General features: G+C 61.6%; 18 protein-coding genes. 14 read left to right on the forward strand and 4 right to left on the reverse strand.

The genetic code is table 11. From position 1 onward, the window contains the following. Positions 1–81: 81 nt before the first annotated feature. Genes AC6HZP_RS15070 through AC6HZP_RS15090 form a run of 5 tightly spaced genes read left to right on the forward strand, consistent with a single transcriptional unit; the run spans position 82 to position 5,269 of the window. Positions 82–1,287: a M24 family metallopeptidase gene (locus AC6HZP_RS15070; protein ID WP_497523530.1), complete on the forward strand. Its 1,206-nt coding sequence runs from the start codon at positions 82–84 to the stop codon at positions 1,285–1,287. Positions 1,288–1,295: 8 nt separating this feature from the next. Then, entirely contained in the window at positions 1,296–2,099 is an 804-nt protein-coding gene (locus AC6HZP_RS15075) for an SDR family NAD(P)-dependent oxidoreductase (protein WP_497523531.1), read from the forward strand. 40 nt (positions 2,100–2,139) lie between these two features. Continuing rightward, positions 2,140–3,051: an allantoinase PuuE gene (locus AC6HZP_RS15080; protein WP_497523532.1), complete on the forward strand. Its 912-nt coding sequence runs from the start codon at positions 2,140–2,142 to the stop codon at positions 3,049–3,051. Further along, positions 3,048–4,211 (forward strand): quaternary amine ABC transporter ATP-binding protein, encoded by a 1,164-nt coding sequence (locus tag AC6HZP_RS15085; protein ID WP_497523533.1) that lies wholly within the window; start codon positions 3,048–3,050, stop codon positions 4,209–4,211. The genes AC6HZP_RS15080 and AC6HZP_RS15085 overlap by 4 nt, the downstream gene beginning before the upstream one ends. A gap of 44 nt (positions 4,212–4,255) precedes the next feature. Then, entirely contained in the window at positions 4,256–5,269 is a 1,014-nt protein-coding gene (locus AC6HZP_RS15090; protein WP_497523534.1) for a GlxA family transcriptional regulator, read from the forward strand. Between the two features lie 52 nt (positions 5,270–5,321). Here AC6HZP_RS15090 and AC6HZP_RS15095 read toward each other — a convergent pair whose 3' ends face one another. After that, positions 5,322–6,989, reverse strand: a complete 1,668-nt coding sequence (locus AC6HZP_RS15095) for a tetratricopeptide repeat protein (protein WP_497523535.1) — start codon at positions 6,987–6,989, stop codon at positions 5,322–5,324. Positions 6,990–7,487: 498 nt separating this feature from the next. On the opposite strand from AC6HZP_RS15095, the gene AC6HZP_RS15100 reads away from it, so the two are divergent. The 6 genes from AC6HZP_RS15100 to AC6HZP_RS15125 are packed head-to-tail and all read left to right on the forward strand — an operon-like array spanning position 7,488 to position 13,472. Further along, on the forward strand, positions 7,488–9,086 hold the full coding sequence (locus AC6HZP_RS15100; protein WP_497523536.1) for an ABC transporter substrate-binding protein: 1,599 nt from the start codon (positions 7,488–7,490) through the stop codon (positions 9,084–9,086). A 3-nt stretch (positions 9,087–9,089) separates the two neighbouring features. Further along, positions 9,090–10,112, forward strand: a complete 1,023-nt coding sequence (locus AC6HZP_RS15105; protein WP_497523537.1) for an ABC transporter permease — start codon at positions 9,090–9,092, stop codon at positions 10,110–10,112. A 1-nt stretch (position 10,113) separates the two neighbouring features. Beyond that, on the forward strand, positions 10,114–10,956 hold the full coding sequence (locus AC6HZP_RS15110) for an ABC transporter permease (RefSeq protein WP_497523538.1): 843 nt from the start codon (positions 10,114–10,116) through the stop codon (positions 10,954–10,956). Further along, positions 10,956–11,864, forward strand: coding sequence for an ABC transporter ATP-binding protein (locus AC6HZP_RS15115; protein WP_497523539.1), 909 nt, complete (start codon positions 10,956–10,958; stop codon positions 11,862–11,864). Before AC6HZP_RS15110 ends, AC6HZP_RS15115 begins: the two co-directional genes overlap by 1 nt. Continuing rightward, positions 11,858–12,640 carry an ABC transporter ATP-binding protein gene (locus AC6HZP_RS15120; protein WP_497523540.1) on the forward strand — a complete coding sequence of 261 codons (783 nt, stop codon included), beginning with the start codon at positions 11,858–11,860 and terminating at the stop codon, positions 12,638–12,640. The genes AC6HZP_RS15115 and AC6HZP_RS15120 overlap by 7 nt, the downstream gene beginning before the upstream one ends. Positions 12,641–12,686: 46 nt before the next feature. Continuing rightward, on the forward strand, positions 12,687–13,472 hold the full coding sequence (locus tag AC6HZP_RS15125) for a phosphate/phosphite/phosphonate ABC transporter substrate-binding protein (RefSeq protein ID WP_497523541.1): 786 nt from the start codon (positions 12,687–12,689) through the stop codon (positions 13,470–13,472). A 177-nt stretch (positions 13,473–13,649) separates the two neighbouring features. On the opposite strand, the gene AC6HZP_RS15130 is transcribed toward AC6HZP_RS15125, so the two are convergent. Further along, positions 13,650–14,261 carry a TetR/AcrR family transcriptional regulator gene (locus tag AC6HZP_RS15130; protein ID WP_497523542.1) on the reverse strand — a complete coding sequence of 204 codons (612 nt, stop codon included), beginning with the start codon at positions 14,259–14,261 and terminating at the stop codon, positions 13,650–13,652. A gap of 81 nt (positions 14,262–14,342) precedes the next feature. On the opposite strand from AC6HZP_RS15130, the gene AC6HZP_RS15135 reads away from it, so the two are divergent. Continuing rightward, complete coding sequence (locus AC6HZP_RS15135) at positions 14,343–15,041, forward strand: SDR family NAD(P)-dependent oxidoreductase (RefSeq protein WP_497523543.1); 699 nt, start codon at positions 14,343–14,345, stop codon at positions 15,039–15,041. Between the two features lie 194 nt (positions 15,042–15,235). Here AC6HZP_RS15135 and AC6HZP_RS15140 read toward each other — a convergent pair whose 3' ends face one another. Next, complete coding sequence (locus AC6HZP_RS15140; protein ID WP_497526809.1) at positions 15,236–16,879, reverse strand: arylsulfatase; 1,644 nt, start codon at positions 16,877–16,879, stop codon at positions 15,236–15,238. Positions 16,880–17,171: 292 nt separating this feature from the next. Then, positions 17,172–18,572 (reverse strand): aminotransferase-like domain-containing protein, encoded by a 1,401-nt coding sequence (locus AC6HZP_RS15145; protein WP_497523544.1) that lies wholly within the window; start codon positions 18,570–18,572, stop codon positions 17,172–17,174. A gap of 189 nt (positions 18,573–18,761) precedes the next feature. On the opposite strand from AC6HZP_RS15145, the gene AC6HZP_RS15150 reads away from it, so the two are divergent. Together AC6HZP_RS15150 and AC6HZP_RS15155 are read left to right on the forward strand one after the other, a co-directional pair. Continuing rightward, positions 18,762–19,181 (forward strand): RidA family protein, encoded by a 420-nt coding sequence (locus AC6HZP_RS15150; RefSeq protein WP_497523545.1) that lies wholly within the window; start codon positions 18,762–18,764, stop codon positions 19,179–19,181. Positions 19,182–19,293: 112 nt separating this feature from the next. Beyond that, the gene (locus AC6HZP_RS15155; protein WP_497523546.1) at positions 19,294–20,121 is read left to right on the forward strand and encodes a transporter substrate-binding domain-containing protein; all 828 of its coding nucleotides are present in this window, start codon (positions 19,294–19,296) and stop codon (positions 20,119–20,121) included. The last annotated feature ends 61 nt before the right edge of the window (positions 20,122–20,182 follow it).

Here is a 20,182-nt window from a genome sequence, read left to right on the forward strand (position 1 = left end):
TGACGGACGTCAGTTCCCCGCTGCGGGGGAGCACATCGCCCCCTGCAGCCCCAGCGCCATATAAACCGAGGCCAGACTAGAATGACTGCAAAGAGCTTTGTCGGATCGACATTTCCTGCCGTGGACGACATGGGCAAAAGTGCGCAGATCCGACTGACCAGCGACGAAGAGCGGAGCCGGCGGCTTGCTGAGCTGCGCGCGATGATGACGAGCAACGCGCTGGAAGCCATCGTGATCTCGGGCAAGAGCGACCTGCGCTTCCGCGGCCGCGTCCTCTATACGTCCGATGTCTTCCAGTTCACGGCTGATTCATTCGTCGTGATCACGCATAGCGGCGCCCCCATCTTCATCACCACGCCGGTTGTCGGCCTGGGCCAGGCTCGCCGCACCAATTGGGCCGAGCAGTTCCATGTCAGCGCCCAGCCCGGCCATGTGATCGGAGAGGTTCTCGGCAAGGAGAACATTCTTTCCGGCAAGGTGGGCGTCGTTGGCCTCTCGGACGCGATATCGGCGATCCACATGAAGGAAATGACCGAGTCCGCGCCGGCCTCGATCGAGTTTGTCGACGCCACGGATGAGTTTGAGCACGTCCGCCGCGTCAAGAGCCCCGAGGAACTGGCCAACCTCCAGCAAATCTCCGCCGTGTTCCGGAAGATCTTCCAGGCCATGGAGGCTGAAATCCGTCCCGGCGTGCAGGAATCCGACATTGCCGGCGCCGCCGCGCGGCTGGCCAAGCTGCATGGCTGCCGCGATGTGAAGGTCGCCATGGCGACGACCCCGTTCAACGCCGTCAGCTACGGATCCAATCGGCGCATCGAGCGGGACGATGCCTTCATGCTCTGGATCGAGTCTCCGGGCCCCTCCGGATACTGGCTCGAATTGCGCCGGTCCTACTGCTTCGGCGCGCCATCCGCCGAGATCGTGGAATTCTGGGCGATGCTGGATCAGGTATGGGCGACGGCTCTCGAGGCCATGCGCCCTGGCGTCACCGGCGCAGAGGTCTTCGCTTCGATTGAACCGCTTCTTTCGGCATATGGATGCCGGCTCAGCCCATCGAACTACAGCCTGCACGGGATCGGCGCCGATGCGATCGAAGGGATGTGCTACCCCGGCAACGACAAGCCGCTGCTCGAGGGCGAGGTCGTCTCGTTCCATCCTTCCCTGGTCTTCGACGATGCGAAAAAGGCTGAGAGGATCAGTTTCCTGGGCATGACGGACAACGTGTTGATCACGCCCGAAGGTGGCCTGCGCCTTACCTACGATTCCGACGCCATTCGCGTGCTCTGAGGAACGCCATGAACACCTCCTCTTCAAGTCCACTCCCTGCCGGCTTCCTTTCGGGCAAGACGGCCATCGTGACCGGCGCTTCGTCGGGCATCGGCAGGGCGATCGCCGTCGCCTATGCGGCGGCAGGCGCCTCCGTGTTCATCGCGGACATCACGGAAACGCCCAAGGAGGGCGGCGAAACGACCGCCGCGCTGATCACGAAGGCTGGCGGATACGGGCAATTCGTGGCCACGGACATCGCCAGCGCGGAATCGGTCCGGAACCTGATCGAGACCGCGACCGGCCTGACCGGGCGGCTGGATATCCTGGTCAACAACGCGGCGACCTATGTCAGCAAGAAGCTGACCGAAACGACCGAAGAAGAGTGGTCGCATGTCGTTTCGGTGAACCTCACCGGGCTCTTCAACTGCAGCAAGCAGGCGATCGAAAAGATGCTGCGCCAGGATCCCGTGAATGAGGTCCGTGGCCGCATCATCAACATCACGTCGCAGCATGGCATGGTCTCGGCGCCGAAGGATTTTGCCTATGGCGTGACCAAGGCTGCCGGCGTCTATGCGACCCGTCAGATCGCCGCTGACTACGCGAAAGATCTGATCATCTGCAATGCCATTGCACCGGGGAAGATACTGACCGGGAAGCCTGGGGTCGCCGTGGACCCGGATGCCCTGGCCTATTCCAAGATGCGGACCCCGATGCCTCGCTTTGGCGAGCCGCAGGATATCGCAAACGCCGCGCTCTACCTCGCCAGCGATCTCTCTTCGTACACCACTGGCATCAACCTGATGGTCGACGGTGGATGGATGGCGGCCTGACCCCCGCCCCTCCCCGTTCATCGACTTGCTAGGACAAAGAATGACCTATCAGCCACATCGGGATTTGATCGGCTACGGCCCGAATCCGCCAAAGGTTCAATGGCCGAACAACGCGAGGGTCGCGCTCAACTTCGTCATCAACTACGAGGAAGGCGCAGAATACAGCATCGGCGAAGGCGACGGCCGGTCGGAGACGATCCTCTCCGACGTCTCACCTTCTCCCCCGATCGCCGGCCGCCGCGACCGGAACATGGAGTCTCTCTACGAATATGGCTCGCGCGTCGGCATCTGGCGCCTTGCCCGGCTTTTCTCGGAACGCCAGGTCACGCCGACATTCTACGTTGTCGGCCGGGCGCTCGAGCTGAACCCTGAGGTTGGCAAGGTGATCGCCTCCTTGGGAAGCGACATCGTGTGTCACGGATGGCGCTGGATCGACTACGAAGAGCTGGACGAAAACGAGGAACGCCGTCACATCGCACAGACGGTTGAGACGATCCGCTCCATCACCGGTATTGAGCCTACCGGCTGGTACACCGGACGCCCCAGTCTCAATACGAGGCGCCTGGTCGTCGAGCACGGAGGCTTTCTCTTCGACAGCGACGACTACAATGACGACCTGCCCTATTCCGTGACTGTCTCGGGCAACCGGCATCTCGTTGTTCCGCACAGCTTCGATTGCAATGACAGCCGCTTTTCGCGTGGCTCTGGCATCGAGACGGGTGACCAGCTCTATGCCTATCTGCGCGATGCCATGGAATGGCTGGTTGCCGAGGGCGAAGAGTTGCCGCGGATGATGACCGTGTCCCTGCACTGCAGGCTGAGCTCGCGGCCCGGCCGCATCGGCGCCATAGCCCGGTTCCTGGACCTCGCACGGTCCAATCCCCATGTCTGGATATGCCGGCGCACCGACCTGGCAAGGCACTGGTTGAGCCAAGTGGGAGAAGGTCAATGAATGCGATCGCTTCCGTAGCAGACCGCAACAGCCAGCGCGAAATCCTGCTTGCCATAGAGCATTTGTGCAAGATCTACGGTGGTGACGAGGCCCGCGCCGCCAAGCTTGCCCTGGAGGGCAAGGGACGCGCGGAGATCCTGGACGAGTGCGAGTCATTTGTCGCGGTCGCCGACGCGACGTTGAATGTGCATCGCGGCGAGATCTTCGTGATCATGGGGCTTTCCGGTTCCGGAAAGTCCACCTTGCTTCGCTGCATCAATCGGCTGATCCGCCCGACCTCCGGAACGGTTCGATTTGGGGCGGAGGACTTGACCTCCGTCTCGGAGGAGAGGCTGCGAGAGCTCAGGCTATCGAAGATCTCCATGGTCTTTCAGCACTTCGCCCTGCTGCCGCACAAGTCGGTGATCGACAACGTCTGCTTTGGTCTGAAATTGCGCGGGGTCGAGAAGTCCGAGCGCTATGCTATCGCCAAGGAATTGCTGGGCCAGGTCGGCCTGGCGGGCTGGGAGAGCCGCTTTCCGCACAATCTGAGCGGCGGCATGAAGCAGCGCGTCGGATTGGCAAGAAGCCTCGCTGTCAACCCGGATATCCTGCTGATGGACGAGGCGTTCAGCGCCCTCGATCCCGTCATCCGCCGGGAAATGCAGATCGAATTGCTGCGTCTGCAGAAGGAACTGAACAAAACCATTTTGTTCATCACGCACGACATTCAGGAAGCGCTGCTTCTGGGCGACCGTATCGCCATGATGAAGGATGGGCGCGTCGTCCAATGCGGGAGCCCGTCCGACCTGATCCTTACGCCTGCCGATGACTTCGTCGCCGAATTTACCCGTGACGCCGATCGCGCGCGAATGCTGATGGCCAAAGACATCATGCTGCCGATTGAACGGTTCAACCAATCGGAAGATCAGAGCAGCCTCTTCAGTATCGACATGGACCCGACAGGATCGATTTCGATCCTTGAACGAGACTGTTCAACGCGCGAGACGCGCAAACTCTCCGTGGACCGGTCCAGGTTTGCGCGCGATACCGATCGTCTGGGACAATTGCTTCCGCTCGCGGACAGCCCCCTTCCGATTCTGGTCACCGACGCGAGCGGCCGCGTTGTGGGTGCGACGACGAGGGAAAAGCTTCTCGCGACGATAAGCATCAAGCATTGAGGGGCGTCGGTTGGGCAAGAGGGTGAAGTGTTGGAGACCACGTGATGCCGCAAGCTAAGACCGGTGCAACACCTCCGATGCTTCCCGCGTTCGGCGAAAAAGTGGAGCCGCAGCGGTTCGGATTTCTCCTGGTTCCAAACTTCTCGCTGATTCCGTTTGCCGCCGCGACCGAAGCCCTGCGCGTTGCAAACTGGCTATCCGGCCTGACCCTGTACGAGTGGTACTTTCTCACGGAGGATGGCCGCAGCGTTCCTGCGGCCAACGGCCTCGAGGTCGCCCCCCACGCCAAGTACGATGAAGCGCCGCCCCTCAACAACATCATTGTTTTCGCGGGCGGAAGGGTCCCCCCCACTCTGCGCGAAGAGCGCGTTCTCTCGTGGATGAGACGACAGGCGCGAGCGGGCGTGCGGATTGGGGCTGCCGGCCTCGGCAGCTTCATCCTGGCGCGGGCGGGACTTCTCGACGACTATCGCTGCACCGTCCACTGGAAGCTCCTCCCGAAGTTTCGGGATGAGTTTCCACATTTGAACGCGACCGACGAAATCTACGAGATCGATCGGGATCGCCATACATCCTCAGGCGGCACCGGCACGCTGGACGTCATGCTCGCCCTGATTGCCGGCGACCATGGCGAAACCCTCGCTTCGCATGTCGCCGAGGAGTTCATGCACGACAGGATACGTCCAAGCTCACACTCGCAGCGCATGCCGCTGCGCTTCCGCTTGAACATAACCAACCGCAAGGTTCTCAACGCCGTCGGACTGATGGAGAAAAGCATCGAGAACCCGCTGAGCTGCGCCAGCATCGCGGAGTCGCAGGGTGTCTCCGTGCGACAACTCGAGAAGCTGTTCCGAGCGCACCTCGACACGACGCCAAAGGAATATCAGCGACAGATACGGCTCAAGTTCGCCCGCCGCTTGCTCATGCAAACGACGCTTTCCGTGCTGGAGGTTGGAATGGCGACGGGGTTTTCGTGTCAGTCCCATTTTTCCAAGGCATACCGGGCCGAATTTGGCGTTCAGCCTCGGCATGACCGTGGCAAGGATAGCCTTCTCTAACGGGCTCGACAGCTACTGACGCCACGGGGGGTAGGAACGTGGCCGCGTCGGGTCATGAGCCGCAGCAGCACGACGCAGCCGTGGCTTCGGCTGGCAGCTTCGGAGCCGGAGCCGTGGCCCGCGTCGTCGCGGACCGGCAAAGACAGGCTGCCGTGATGGGCGTGTCCGCAAGGCTCTGAGCTTTCGCCAGCTTTTCCCCATAGAGGGCCAACTCGCCATGCTCGTCCTTGAGCCTTAGGCATTCCACCAGCCCGTGCAGCGCCCAAACGTTGTCGGGGTGCTGAGCGCATCGCTGGATCTGATTGGTCAGGCCGAGATCGTCCCTGTAGATTTGCTCAGCCTCTTCGAAATGCCCTTGCTCGGCGAGCAAGGCTGCCAAGGCGTGCCGCGGCGGATGCATCCACGCCCAAGGTTCGATGTAGTTCAGACTATCGTCAAGCCGCACGCTTTCGCGAAGGTGGCCGAAGGCAACGGCATAGTCGCCCCTGTGATAGGCCAATTCGCCCTCGAGCATCTGCTCTCCGACGGCGAGCACGTCGTGGGCCATGTTGTTGAAGAAGCGGCGCTCGGCAGGAATACGCGCCAGGCTCTCTCTAAAGAGCTGCCTTTCGACGTCGGCTCGCGAAAAATCCTTCAATGCAGCGGCCGCGATCGTGCTCGCGTAATGATGCATTGCCGTCGAGACGAGGTAGAGAGCCGGCTCATCGGGAGCCGGTTCCGCCAGGATCGCCTCCCAGCGACCGAACCGTACGAGGACATGCGAACGAACGGAGTAATATCCTTCGAGCGTCATCGCGAGCTTGGGTCGATCCTTCACGCTCAGGACGTCTTTCGTGATGATCCCACGAAGTTTATCGGCGGCTGCAATCGCCTCGGAATAGCGCCCCAAGAACATGCATGCATGGATCATCAGATGTAGATCGTGCGCGCAAGCGACGGTGTAGTAATTGTGCTTCCCGGCGTAGGCGAGAAATTTGTCGTTTGCCGCGATTGCTTTCTTACTGGCGACTCGGGCGCGATCGTAGTCGCCACAAAGCACAAAGACATGGCCGGGCATGTGATTCATGTGGCCGGCCTCAGGGCAAAGATCCTCCAAGGCAAATGCCGCCGCCATCGAGCGCCCGGGCTCGGTAGACATCTCAAGCGCATGTATGTGCAAATGGATGATTGCAGGATGCTGCGTGGCCCCGGCCTGATCCTTGGCCGCCATCGAGCGTTCGCATACCTCGATGGCCTCCAGAACGTCGGAGCCTGCTGCAGGCCGACCGGACTTGAGGTCCCAAAGACGCCGGGGCGTCCGGGTTAACAGCGCTTCTGCAAAAAGTGCTGCCACGTCGTGGTGATCGCGGTTGGCATGATAAAGGCGCCGCATCGACGCAGTGTAATCGTCTTCCCAGCGCTCGAATTCGGCAAGCGGCACAGGGTTCGGGAGCTGGAATCGCCGCGCGAGCGCTTCGACAAGCGCATTCTCCAACTCGGAAGCGCTGTGGGCGTAAAGCCTCGCGCGCTGCACACTTTCAAAGGCCAACCGCGTGACGGCGATTGCCTCCTTCTCTCCCAATTCGCGCCAGGTCAGATTGTAGAAGGGGCCAGAGCCATAGGCGATGCCCCAATGGGCCATGACGCATTCAGGATCGGTTTCCAGGGCCTTGCGGAAGCACTTGACGCCCTCTTCACGGTTAAAGCCGTGACACCAGTTCAATCCGAGATTGAACCACATCCGCGTCTCTGCAGAGGGCGAAGAAATCGCCCACCTATGCGGCCCAAGGTCGAATACTTGTGGGCTAAATGTCGTCTTGTTCTCAAACATAGTTCCGCGCAACCGACTAGATTGGCGCGCAATGTCGGCACAAGGCGATAGTCTGTCAATGGATTCACAGCTCGCATTGTAGAATGTTATGCTCAAGAATGGACAGAATATAGAATAAATCGAAATGTTACGCGAATTAGCTTATGCTTGGAATATTTATATTCAATTATACCTGACATCAAAATCTGGTTCTCTTGACCCATTCTGGTGACGCTGATTGTATCGGCGAGCTTGCCGACGGGTTGATGCAACCTTCGAGGCAGGTAGCAGGGGCTAGATTTCGGCAGCAGGTCAGCATGTGACTGTCGCTGCGCCGGCTTCGGATCACCCAACGAGATTGTGGAGCGCCGCCAGCCGCTGTTCGAACAACGGGGGGGCGGGACCGTTGTTTAAAGAGAGGGGCATTTTATGCTGAGCCGCCGCGAATTTGTTCTCGCTGCCTCTATGGGAGCGATGGGCCTGCCACTGCTCGGAACCGCCGCGGGGGCGCAATCTCGCTCTGATACATTGCTCGTTGCCGCCGAGATGACCCCGAACAGCCTGGACACCCACACGGTCGGCGCAAACCGGGCCAGCTATGGCGCAGCGTGGCTGATCTACGACAGGCTTTTGAAGTTCGGGGTCAAGTCGCTTCCGGAAGGCGGGCTTTCCTACGACTACTTCAAGCTGGAGCCCCAGCTCGCAGAGAGCTGGGAGATTTCGCCCGATAATTCGTCAGTGACTTTCAACCTTAGGCGCGATGCCGTCTTCCACGATGGAACGCCGGTGACGGCGCATGACGTCAAATGGTCCTTCGACCGGATGGTCAAGGTTGGTGGTTTTCCCCAGAGGCAGATGGAACAGGCCTCTCTGACGGACGTCAATCAGTTCGAAGTGGTGGATGATCACACATTCAAGCTGACGTTCTTGCGCGCGGACAAGTTGACGCTTCCGTCACTCGCGATCGTCGTGCCCAACATCTACAACAGCAAGCTTTGCCAACAGCATGCCACGGAGGCGGATCCGTGGGCGCTTGAATGGACCAAGAACAACGGCGCCGGCAGCGGCCCCTATAAGGTTGATACATTCAAAGCCAGCGAGCAGATAGCGCTGACGCGTTTCGACGAATGGAAAGGCGGAGAAGCGCCCAAGATCGCGCGGGCTCTGTTCCGGAATGTCGGCGCAGCCGGAACGCGCCGGGCGCTGCTGGAGCGGGGCGACGTCGACGTTGTATCCGATCTGCCTCCGCGCGACGTAGCGGATTTGCTCAAGGACAACAAGCTTCGGGTGTCCTCCACGCCGATGGCCAATACCCTGAAGTATCTGGCGATCTCGACGATCATCAAGCCGTTTGATGACGTGCGGGTCAGGCAGGCGATCGCCTTCGCCATCCCTTACCAGTCCTTGATCGATACGGCCGTGCACGGCCGGGCCCAACCTCTTTTTGGCGGCGCGGCGGAGCCACAGGACGCATCCTGGCCCCAAAAATTCCCGTACACGTACGATCCGGACAGATCGAAAGCCCTGCTTGCCGAGGCGGGCTTGGCCGGCGGTTTCGAAACCAGCCTCGCCTTTGATGCCCAGTTGGCTTCCGCGGACGAGGCGACGGCTCTGCTGATCCAAGACTCGCTCGCCAAGCTCGGCATCCAGGTGCGCATCGACAAGCTTGCGGACTTCGCGGCCCGCAGAAACCAGAAGGCCTGGCCGCTCGCTCTCGATCTTTTCGGAGCGTGGTTCGACGATCCGGATTTCTTCTTCCGCTGGCTCTGGCACAGCCAGAACACGATCTGGAACCTTGCGAGCTACCAGAGCCCGGATATGGACCGCCTCCTGGATCAGGCACGCGTTGAACGTGACGGCGCGCGCTATACCGAGCTCGTCAAGCAGTTCATCAAGCTGGCCGCGACCGACGTACCCTATGCGCCGCTCTACCAACCGACCCTGGACGTCGTGACGAGCCAGGCGGTAAGCGGGAACGTGTATATGTTCCATCGCCAGCTCGATGTGAGAAACCTACGCAAGGACTGAACCATGCGTAGCATCCCAGGGCTGGCGATCCGCCGAATCATCGCTGGCGCGCCGACATTGGCGGGCATTGTGATCGTCTCGTTTCTGATGACACGTGTCCTGCCCGGTGATCCGGCGGTCTATTTTGCGGGCGCAGCCCCGACCCCCGAGGCAATTGCCGATTTGCGACGCACCCTGCAGCTGGACCTGCCGCTCTGGCAGCAGTTTCTCGCTTACATAGGGCAGTTGAGCCGAGGGGATCTGGGCCGTTCGCTTGTGACGGGCCAGCCGGTGACGGCGGATTTGCTGGCGCGGCTGCCCAACACTCTGGAGTTGACCCTCACGGCGCTGCTGATCGCAGTTGTTGTCGCGATACCGCTTGGTGTGCAGGTGGCGCTGCATCGCGGCCGGGCTCTGGACCACGCATTTCGCGTTGGATCAACGATCGTTTTGTCCGTGCCGGGCTTCTTTTCGGCGCTGATTCTGGTCTTCGTTTTTTACTACCAACTGGACTGGGCGCCTGCGCCACTCGGGCGGCTGGATCCTATGGCCTTCGAGCCACCGACGCGGACCGGCTTTCTCCTGATTGATGCGCTCCTGGTTGGTGACTGGGGAAATTTTCGCGACGCGCTCGCGCACATGATGCTTCCAGCGATCGCACTGGCCTTGACGGCGGTCGGCCCGCTGGCGCGCATCACGCGTGCTTCGATGCTCGCTGTCCTGTCGAGTGACTACGTGCGAGCCGCGCGATCGCATGATCTGCCACGACGGACGATTATCTATGTCTACGCCCTGAGAAATGCGCTTCTGCCGGTCCTGACCACCGCCGGGTTCGTCCTTTCGTACCTGATCAGCGCCAATGTGGTGATCGAAAAGGTATTCGGTTGGCCGGGAGTGGGCACCTACGCACTCGATGCCCTAGCATCGTCGGACTATGCAGCCGTCCAGGGCTTCATTCTGGCGATTGCGACGCTCTACCTCGCGGTCAGCATCGTGCTCGATATCCTGGCTGCCACGCTCGACGTACGTACCCGGATTGCGAATTGAGATGAGCGTGCTTGGTACGATAGCGCCTCGAGGCTGGCGCCCTGCCCTTTCGTCTGCAACGCTGACGGCCTGCGTCCTGATCCTGGCAATCGCCGTGCTGGGAGAATTCATTGCGCCCTATGATCCGATAGCAACGAACAGCGCGCTTCAACTGATGCCACCCAGTCTCGCCCACCCCTGCGGGACGGATCAGCTTGGACGCGATATCTGCTCCCGTATCCTCGTCGCCACCCGTATCGATCTGTTTATCGGGGTCGCCTCGGCGGCATTGGCGCTTCTCTTCGGAGGGGCAATCGGGGCCATCGGCGGATTTTTCGGGGGGTGGTTCGATCGGGTCTGCACGTGGTTCGTCGATACCATCATCGCCTTTCCGCTGTTTCTGCTTGCCATGGGCATCGTCGCTGCGCTCGGGAACTCGTTCATGAACGTGATCTATGCGACGGCGATCGTGAACCTGCCATTCTACGCCCGTGCGATGCGGGCCGAGATCCTGCAGCGCCGCCATGCCGGCTTCGTCGAAGCCGCCCAGGTGGCAGGCAATAGCCAGTGGAGGATATTGCTGGTTCATCTGGTGCCCTGCGCCCTGCCCGGTCTTGCCGTTCAGGCCTCGCTGACGATGGGGTGGGCGATATTGAATGCCGCAGCCCTGTCCTTCATCGGCCTCGGAATCCGACCGCCGACGCCGGAGTGGGGCCTGATGGTCGCGGATGGCGCCAGCCTCATCATCAGTGGGCAATGGTGGGTATCGATCATGCCTGGCATCGTCCTCGTGGCGGTCGTCTTGTCGTTCAACCTGCTTGGCGACGGATTGCGGGATCGCCTCGATATCCGGGAACGTCGCTGATGTTGGAGGTCAACGGACTGACCGTCGTTTTCGAGAATCGGCGACGGACCGTACAAGTTCTCGATCGGGTCTCCCTCAGAATCGAACCTGGCGAGACGCTTGGCCTGGTTGGGGAGAGTGGATCGGGAAAATCGGTGCTGTCTTACGCGATCAGCGGCCTTCTCGACCCGGCGGCCCGTATCACCAGTGGCACCATGGCCTGGCGTGGCGAGCCTATGAGCCCCTTGCGCGAAAATCGTCGACCCCGACTGCCGATCGCTCAGATCTTTCAGTCGCCGCGGAGCAGTCTCAATCCGACCCTGACGGTGGGGCGCCAGATTTCAGATGTGGCAGGACCGGAACGCGTAGCGGAGCTGCTCCGGACCGTCCGCATCCCGGAATCGAGAGCATCCGCCTATCCCTCCGAGCTCTCGGGCGGCCAATGTCAGCGCATTGGAATCGCCCTGGCGCTCGGGCGCGAGCCGCAACTGCTGGTGGCCGACGAACCGACGACCGGTCTTGATGTGCTTACGGAAGCAGCGGTTCTTGATGTCATCGGGGAATTGTCCCGCGAACGAGGCATGGCGACACTGCTCGTGACCCACAACCTCGCGCTGGCGGCGGCGCGCTGCAGTCGTATCGCCGTCATGCACGCTGGCCAGATTGTGGAGAGCGCGCCGGCCGATGCCATTATTTCCGCGCCTCAGCATCCGTACACGGTCGCGTTGCGTGGCTGCGCACCCCAGTTCAACGCCAGCCCGGCTTCCCTGGCTGTCATACCGGGTCAATTGCCCGATCTCTCGGCGCCGCTACCAGCCTGCCGCTTCAGTCGCCGTTGCGTAAACTATGGGGTCGAGTGTGAGGAACGCCCGCCCGTGGAACGGGTCGCGAAAGACCATTTCGTCAGCTGCTGGCATCCGTCATGCTAAAGGTTGAGGGACTTGGCAAAAATTACGGCGGCGGGTGGGGAAGAACACCGGTTACCGCCGTCCGCAGCGCGACGTTCGAGATCGCGCGGGGCGAAAGCCTGGCACTCATTGGAGAGAGCGGTTCGGGAAAGACGACGGTAGCGCGCATGGTCTCGCGTCTCCTTCAGCCGAGCAGCGGCCGAATCACTTTTGATGGCATCGACATTGGTGACATCGCGCCCGGCCGTTTTGCCCGCAGTCCCATGCGTCGGTTGATACAGCACGTTTTTCAGGACCCGGATGATGCACTCACCCCGCATCTGACGGCCTTCGACGCCATTGCCGAGCCATTGAGAAGGCTCGACAAGCCGCACGATTTATCCAGGCAGGTTGAGGAATTGGCGGATGCGGTGTTCCTGCCGCGCAGTGTCCTGCAGCGATATCCCCACCAGCTTTCCGGCGGCCAGAAAGCCAGGATTGGCATCGCACGAGCCCTCGCGCCTCAGCCGCGCCTCCTAGTGTTGGACGAGCCAACAGCATCGCTCGACGTCTCCGTGCAAGCCGGAATTCTCAAGTTGCTGGATGAACTGCGCAGCGCTCTCGGGCTCAGCTTCCTGTTTGTCACGCACGATATCGAAGTCGTGAAGCTCATGTGCTCCCGGTTCGTCCTGATGCAGCATGGCGACGTTGTCGAAGCCGGCGACGTGGCGTCGTTTCTCCGACACCCGCAAAGCGCCTACGGCCGAGCCTTGCTAGATGCCATTCCGCGGTTCTCGTCCACCAGCATTTCCTCCTAGCCATTGCTCCATGGGATCCAAGCGGATGCGATCGATAAGCCTTCCGATGTATTTCCTTCCGGAAATTGCGGCAGCGAACTCTGCCCTATACGCGGAGTTACGCAACAGGCTCGCCCGGCAAGGATTTGACGCAGCCACGATCCACTTCGACGGCGGTCGAGCGTCTGTCCCGGATGGCATCGAGCCCAACGTGCTCTTTACGCAGATCTGCGGCTATCCGCTCTTCAAACGCTTCAGGTCGCAAGGTCGGATGCTGGCAACGCCATGCTACAATTTCGCGGGATGTGAAGGCGCAACGCATCGCGCCTATTTCATTGTGCGTTCAGACGATACAGCCAGCTCGCTGGAAGATCTGCGCGGCCGCATCTTCGGGTGCAACAGCTTGCTGTCCAACTCCGGCATGAACCTGCCCCGCTTGTCGGTGGCGCACATTGCGGACGGCAAGCCGTTCTTCTCGGCTGTGGTCATGACGGGCGGCCACATGCTCAGCCTCGAGCATCTGCGCGAGCGAAAAATCGATGTCTGCTCCATCGATAACGTCACGTGGGGTTTCTTTCAGAAGCACCGGAAAACCGATTCCGCTCAGTTCCGGATATTGGATGAAACCGTCGCCAGCCCGTCGCTGCCCTTTGTCACGTCATCCGAGACCAGCGAGAGGGAAGCGCAATTGCTGACCGAGGCCCTTTTCGAGGCTTTTGAGGACCCGTCAACGCTGCACATTCGCAATGCGCTGGAAATCAGTTCGCTCGAAGTTCCGAACATAGCCGCGTACGAGCAGTTGGCCCTCTATGAGGACCAGGCCCGGCAGCTGGGTTATCCGGAGATCATCTGACGGTCATACAGCGAAACTGGTCCATCCCGCCCCGCGTTGACACCGCCTGAGAGGCGCGTTTTGCGGCGGCCACGCGCACATAGTGCCAAGCTCCAAGCAGCGGCTTCGCTTTTGCCACCGCGTCGTTGATGGCGCTCAGAAGCAGCGATCCACCATCCTGGACGCTTGGTCCGGCGACTAAGGGAACGCAGATTCAAGCGCGTCGAGTGTCTCGACGAAGAGCTGCTGGAGCGGACTCTGGTTGCCGGGAAGGTCCCACCTCTCGACGGCCACCCGCAGCGCACCCACGGCACTCATCGCTACGAGGCGGAGTTCCAACCTGCGTTCAGGTTGGCGCCATACCTCGCAGAGCACTTCGAAAAGAAGCATCTCCTGCTCGGCAAACGCGGCGTGCTTGGTGGCCCGTAACCCCTCGCTTGAGGACATAACCTTCGCGATCGCCTTCAACTGATCGGCGCTGTAGCGCGACAGGTGTCCTGGAAACCGGCTGCGGATCGCTTGAAGCGGTAATTCGTCGGGCGACGCCTGGCGCAGGTCGTCCAGGAATGCCTCCCAACCGCCAAGTTGCCAGCTTCGAAGGATTTCGTCCTTGCTTCTGAAGTAGGCGAAGAACGTCCTGCGCGAGATTTCCGCAGCCTCGGCAATGGCGTCCAGCGTCGTCGCTTCATAGCCTCGCTCGATAAACAGACGCACCCCGGCCTCCGCGATCCTGCGATGCGTTTCGCGCCGCTTGGTTTCGCGGATGCCGTCCCCGCGCCCTGCATTGTCCCGGACCTTGAATGTTGACATGGCTCTCAATAAATTGCACTCAGTGCATATATTTTCGCATTTAGTGCGGAAAATGCAACGAGCTTTTCAGGAGATGGTGCGATGGAAATAGCGCTGGTCACTGGTGGCAATTCCGGCATCGGATATGAGGTCGTTCGGCAACTCGCCAAGGAAGGGATGGTCGTCTATCTCGGCAGTCGCGATGCAGAAAAGGGTATCACCGCCGCAGCCGAACTTTCCAGCGCGGGCGACGTTCGGCCGATACATCTCGATCTGGCCGATGAGGCAACATTGCGATCCGCCGTGGAGCGCATCGACAGGGAGCAGGGCCGCCTCGACCTGCTCGTCAACAATGCGGGCGTCGCGCTGCCTGGCGACACGCCTGAAACCATCGCCATCGTGTTTCAAGCGAATCTGCATGGCCCGGTGCAGCTTGCGCAGCTATGCGTGCCGCTGCTTCGCAAGTCGGCAGCGGGACGCATCGTCAACGTCTCCAGCGGCGCAGGTCGGTTTTCCTTCATGGCCGGCGATTTCTTCAAGATGGATCCGGAGAAGCTGTATTACGCCTATCCGGTCTCGAAGACGGCGCTCAACGCCGCCACGGTGCTTCTGGCGAAGGCATTGGAGCGCGAAGGCATCAGGGTGAACGCCGTGTGTCCGGGAATGGTCGCCACCAAACTCAGCGGCATGCAAGGCAAAAGCCCGGCCGAAGGCGCCGCTATCATCGTATCGGTTGCTAAGTTGAGCGCGGACGGGCCTACAGGCGGCTTCTTCGACGGAACCGGCCCCATCGATTGGTGACCTTGCGCCCGACGGCGCAGTCCAGGAACCACGAATCGCACGAAGGACTAGCGACTCCTGAACCGGTTTCACCTGAAGCGAGCGCGCGGTGCGGGTGGCACCGAATCGCAAGCATGAGCCCCCTCGTTTGTGCCGCTTTCCGCCGGCGGAGGAGCGGGACGCGCTCGAGGAGGCGCCCCGCTCGGCTTGGCGGGCTATTGCCCGGACTGGTTCTTGATCGCCTCGTCGATCTGCGTCTTGACCGCGTCGAGATTGAAGGAGGCCGGCGCCTGCATCGGCGGGAACTTCAACGCCGTTTTCGCCAGCTCCGCCACCTCGTTCTGCACCAGGACGAAACGCCAGAACTGGCGGGCGTAGAAGTCGTTCATGTAGCCGCCGCCCATATCGTTGAGCGTCTCGCCCCGGATCGACGGCGTCCTTTCGAATGGGTCCTGCCGGATGTTGACGATCGACGGCATATCCGTGGTCGCCTTTTCGCCCGGCCAGCCATAAGGCTGCTGGTAGAACTGGAACTTGAAGTCGTCGATGCGGATGGCGCCCAGCTTCGCGCCACCGAAATAGAACAGCTCATGCCGGGCCGAAGGACCCTTGCCCAGCAGCAGGTCGAGCTGGTTGTAGCCGTCGAGATGGTTCTTGTAGGTTCGCCCACCCAGTTCGACGCCCTGCAGCAACTGATCCTTGATATCGGGATTGCCAGCGGCGGCGGCCAGCGTCGGCAGCCAGTCGAGGCCGGAGAAGATGCCGTTCTCCACGCTGCCGGGCTTGATGTGGTCTGGCCAGCGGATGATCGCCGGGACCCGGAAGCCACCCTCCCAGACCGTCCCCTTGGTCGCCCTGAAGGGCGTCATGCCGCCGTCCGGCCAAGTGAAGACCTCGGCGCCGTTGTCGGTGGTGAAGATGACGATGGTGTTGTCTTCCTCGCCCATGTCCTTCACGTGCTGCAGCAGCGCGCCGATGCTGTCGTCCATCTGCGCCATGCCGGCTTCCTCGAGCCCGTAGTTCGTGGTCGCGTTCATCATCGCCTGGTACTTCGGCGGGACGAACGTGAAGACATGCATGCGGGTCGTGTTATGCCAGACGAAGAACGGCTTGCCGTCCTGCTTCGCCTTGTCCATGAAATTGGTGCTGGCCTGGACGAGCGCGTCGTCGAACGTCTCCATATTGTACTTGGCCTCGCGACCCATCTGCCAGTTCTGCCGTCCCGCCATGTTCGGGAACGGCGCCAGCGGGCCCTCGTCGACGATCTTCTGCTTGCCGACCTTGCCCCAGCGCGGCTGGAGCGTCGGATCCTCGGTATCGGTCGCATAGGTGTGGAGGAGATCGCGCGGTCCGTACTTGTCGATCCAGTCCTGCGGATAGTCGTGCCAGTACGGATCCGACATCGCGTCGAGATGGTAGAGATAGCCGAAGAACTCGTCGAAGCCGTGCAACGTCGGCAGGTATTTGTTCAGATCACCGAGGTGGTTCTTGCCGAACTGCCCGGTCGCATAGCCCTGAGCCTTCAGCACGGTCGCCAGCGTCACGGCCTCGGCCGGCATGCCGACATCGGCACCCGCCTGGCCCACGGTGGTAAGGCCCGTCCGGATCGGCAATTCGCCGGTGATGAAGTTGGCCCGGCCGGCCGTGCAACTCGCCTCGGCATAATAGTCGGTGAACATCATGCCTTCCGACGCCAGCTTGTCGAGATTGGGCGTCTTGCCGGACATCATGCCCCGATGATAGGCGCCGATGTTGAACCAGCCGACATCGTCGCCCATGATCACCAGGATGTTGGGTTTCGCAGCCGGGGCTTGAGCCAAGGCTGGACCGGCGACGGTCAGGGTCGACGCCACCATCATTCCCGCAGCGAGAAGGCGCAATCTCGCGCGCGTTCTCCCGGTCACCGTTTCGGGTGATGCTTCTTTCAGGCTCATGATCAACTCCTCAAGATCAAGGAAGTTCGACAAGGCTCGAATAGCAATCGACCGGCGCAGCGCCCGCTGGGACCATACTTCGTCAAACTTGGGGGCACCCAATGACAAGGTCGCGAGGAGCGATTGATGGATAGCCCGTCCTCCGCGTCTCGACCTGCGGCAGGATCTGCCGCACCGTGAAGGCACAGGATGCAGCTTTCCCGGAAAGCGACCGGAGCTAGAGGACGCGGGGCGTCTCGTCGAGCAGCAGCGTCCGGAGCCTATGCAGGGCCGTCTCCAAGGTGCTGCGATCCCGCGCGCCGTTGATGCAGATCCGGATCCCGTCGCTGTGATTGAGGGAGGACACCTCGAAGACGGTGAACGGCGTTATGCCGACGTCGCGCTTATGAGCCTCGCGCACAAAGGCCTCGGCAGACCATCCGTTCGTCAGCTTGAGCCAGGCATAGAAGGCTTCCGGCCGGGTGATCAGGTGCCGCTCCGGAATGATGCCGGTCAGGATGGCCTGCCGGGCGCGGGCTTCGGTCCGCAAGGCGGCGATCACCGTCTCGATCGACTTTGAGGTCAGGAGGCGGACGACATGCTCGGTCGTCACGGCCGATGCCATCAAGGTGGTGGCGCGCAGGGCAACGCCGAGCGCGTGCTGCGCATGCCGTGGCATGCGCAGGAGGCCGACCCGGAGGCCCGGGCCGATGATCTTCGAGAAGCTCGTGACATAGACGGTACGGTCGGGGTCGAGGGCCGCGAACGGAACGGCCGGCGTATCCAGCATGAAGTTCCAGACGTCGTCCTCGACGATCGTGACATCGTGCCGCCGGCAAACCTCCAGGATCTCGTGGCGTCGCTCCAGCGACATGATCGCCGTCGTCGGATTGTGCAGGGTGGGCGTGCAGAACAGGACCTTGGCGCCCGTACGGCGACAGACGATGTCCAGGTATTGCGGCATCAGCCCTTCCCGGTCCATGCGGACGCTGACGAGCTGGCGCCCCATCATGCCCGCTGCTGATTTCAGTCCGTAGAAGGCGAGCTCTTCCGTCATGACCACATCCCCTGCCCGGCTGAGAGCGGCCATGGCGAGGAGCAGACCGTGTTGTCCGCCGCAGGTGATCATCACGTCGTCCGGACCGCATTCCAGACCGAAGCGAGACAGCCAATGCGCCCCGATCGCGCGGTGGCGGCGCAGGCCGGCGTCGATCTGACGGGCCAGCAGGGAGGGTATGTCGATATCCGCGTGCCATTCGCGCAGGATCTCGGCGGCGGCCGGGTGAATCGGCGCCTCGTCGGGAAAACTGTGGGAGAGATCGATGAAGGATCGCGGCGCCGAGCGCTCCCACAGGGAACTTGGCCCATCCACCCCGGCGGGCTCCTGGAGGAACGTGCCGCGGCCGACCTCGCCCGACGTCACGCCGCTATCCCGCATCATCGCATAGGCGCGGCTCACCGTGCCGATGTTGACCCCGACCTTTTTGGCAAGGTCACGCTGCGGCGGCAGACGATCTCCGGGCCTGAGGTCGCCCGTGTCGAGCGCGAGCTCGACCGCCTTGACGATCGCCAGATAACGGGGACCCGCGATCGAGGCGATGGACCGCGTCCAGTCGTTTGATTTCGGAGAGGAGGTCATCGCTGCGCGCCATATGCCGGAATTGTCCTAGCGATTGTCCTAGCAAACTTCGCGCCACGATCATCCCTTGATCAGATTGTCCGATTTTTCTGCCCCGGAACGGCCCATCAGCCTCGCGCGGGCAAGACCGTCCGACTGGCCTACCAATTGCAATGACATGTCGTCCATCCCGAAACGGAATAGCCGACCATGTCATCCGATAAGCCCACCGCACCCCTCTTCCACATGATCGCCGACGGGCCGACGCCGGTCGCCCCGTTCAGCCATGCCGTCGAGACCGACGGCTTCGTCTTCGTCACCGGGCAGATGCCCGACACCCCCGGAAATCCAGGCCTTCTGCCCGATGGGATCGAGGCGCAGACCGTCAACGTCATGCTCAATCTTGCCATTGTTCTCAAAGGCTTAGGGCTTGGGCTCGAGCACGTCGTCATGGTGCGGGCCTATCTCACGCATTTCGCGCAAGACTATGCCGTCTTCAACGAGACCTATCGCCGTTTCTTCGCCGAGGGCCGCCTGCCGGCGCGCACCTGTGTCGGCGTCACCGGCCTCGCCTACGACGCCCGTGTCGAGATCGATCTCGTCGTCCGCAGGCCTGCCACGCCGGCTTAGAACGGCGTCTGGCACACCCCTTGCAGTCTGACCCCTGCAGTTTGTCCCCCTGCACATCTTGCGCGGCTCGCGGTCCCGATCGCAGGCACCACCAACAGCCAAGGAGAGTCCAATGACGCAATCGATGCTCAAGTCCATTCGGTTCATTCTGGTGACGGCCACGATCTGTGGCGCCACCAGCGCATTCGCGGCAAACCTCGACGAGATCAAGTCCAAGGGTTCGATGACCGTTGCGACGGAAGACAATTACAAGCCGTTCGAGTTCATCGAGGACGGCACGCCCAAGGGCCTCGACCACGCGCTGCTGGCCCTGCTGAAGCAGCAGTCGTCGTTCACGGTCGAACAGCAGATCATCCCCTGGACGGGCCTGCTGCCGGGCGTCACCTCCGGCAAATACGACGTCGCCCTGACCGCCGCCGTCATCACGCCGGAGCGCGTCAAGAACCTGGACTTCACCATGCCGATCGCCGAGGCGACGCAATATTACGTGGTTCGCCAGGATGAAGCCGGCATCAAGAGCGTCGCCGACCTGTCGGGCAAGACGGTCGGCGTGCAGTCGGGTGGCGCCTCCTACGCCGCCCTGTCGGATCTGAAGGAGATGCTGGCGAAGACGGGCGGCCAGCTCGGCACGGTCCAGCAGTACACGTCGTTTCCCGAGGCCTATCAGGATCTGGCCAATGGCCGCCTCGACTACGTGATCAATGGCGTGGTCAACCTGACGAGCCTCACCAAGGAACAGCCCGGCATGTTCAAGATGGGCCAGGCCGTCGCCAGGCCCGCCTACGCGGCATGGGCGGTGCAGAAGGGAAATGCGGATCTGCTCGCCTATCTCGACGACTTCCTGCTGAAGGCCCGCAAGAGCGGCGATCTCTATCAGCTGCAGCAGGAGTGGCTCGGCACGACCTTCAAGGACATGCCGGAAACGCCGACCACCAAGTGAGGCCTGGTCTTGGGGGCCTGCGTGACTCCGTCCCGCAGGTTGCTCCCTTGAAACCTTGGCC

It is taken from the genome of Kaistia sp. SLG-1 (assembly GCF_059699055.1).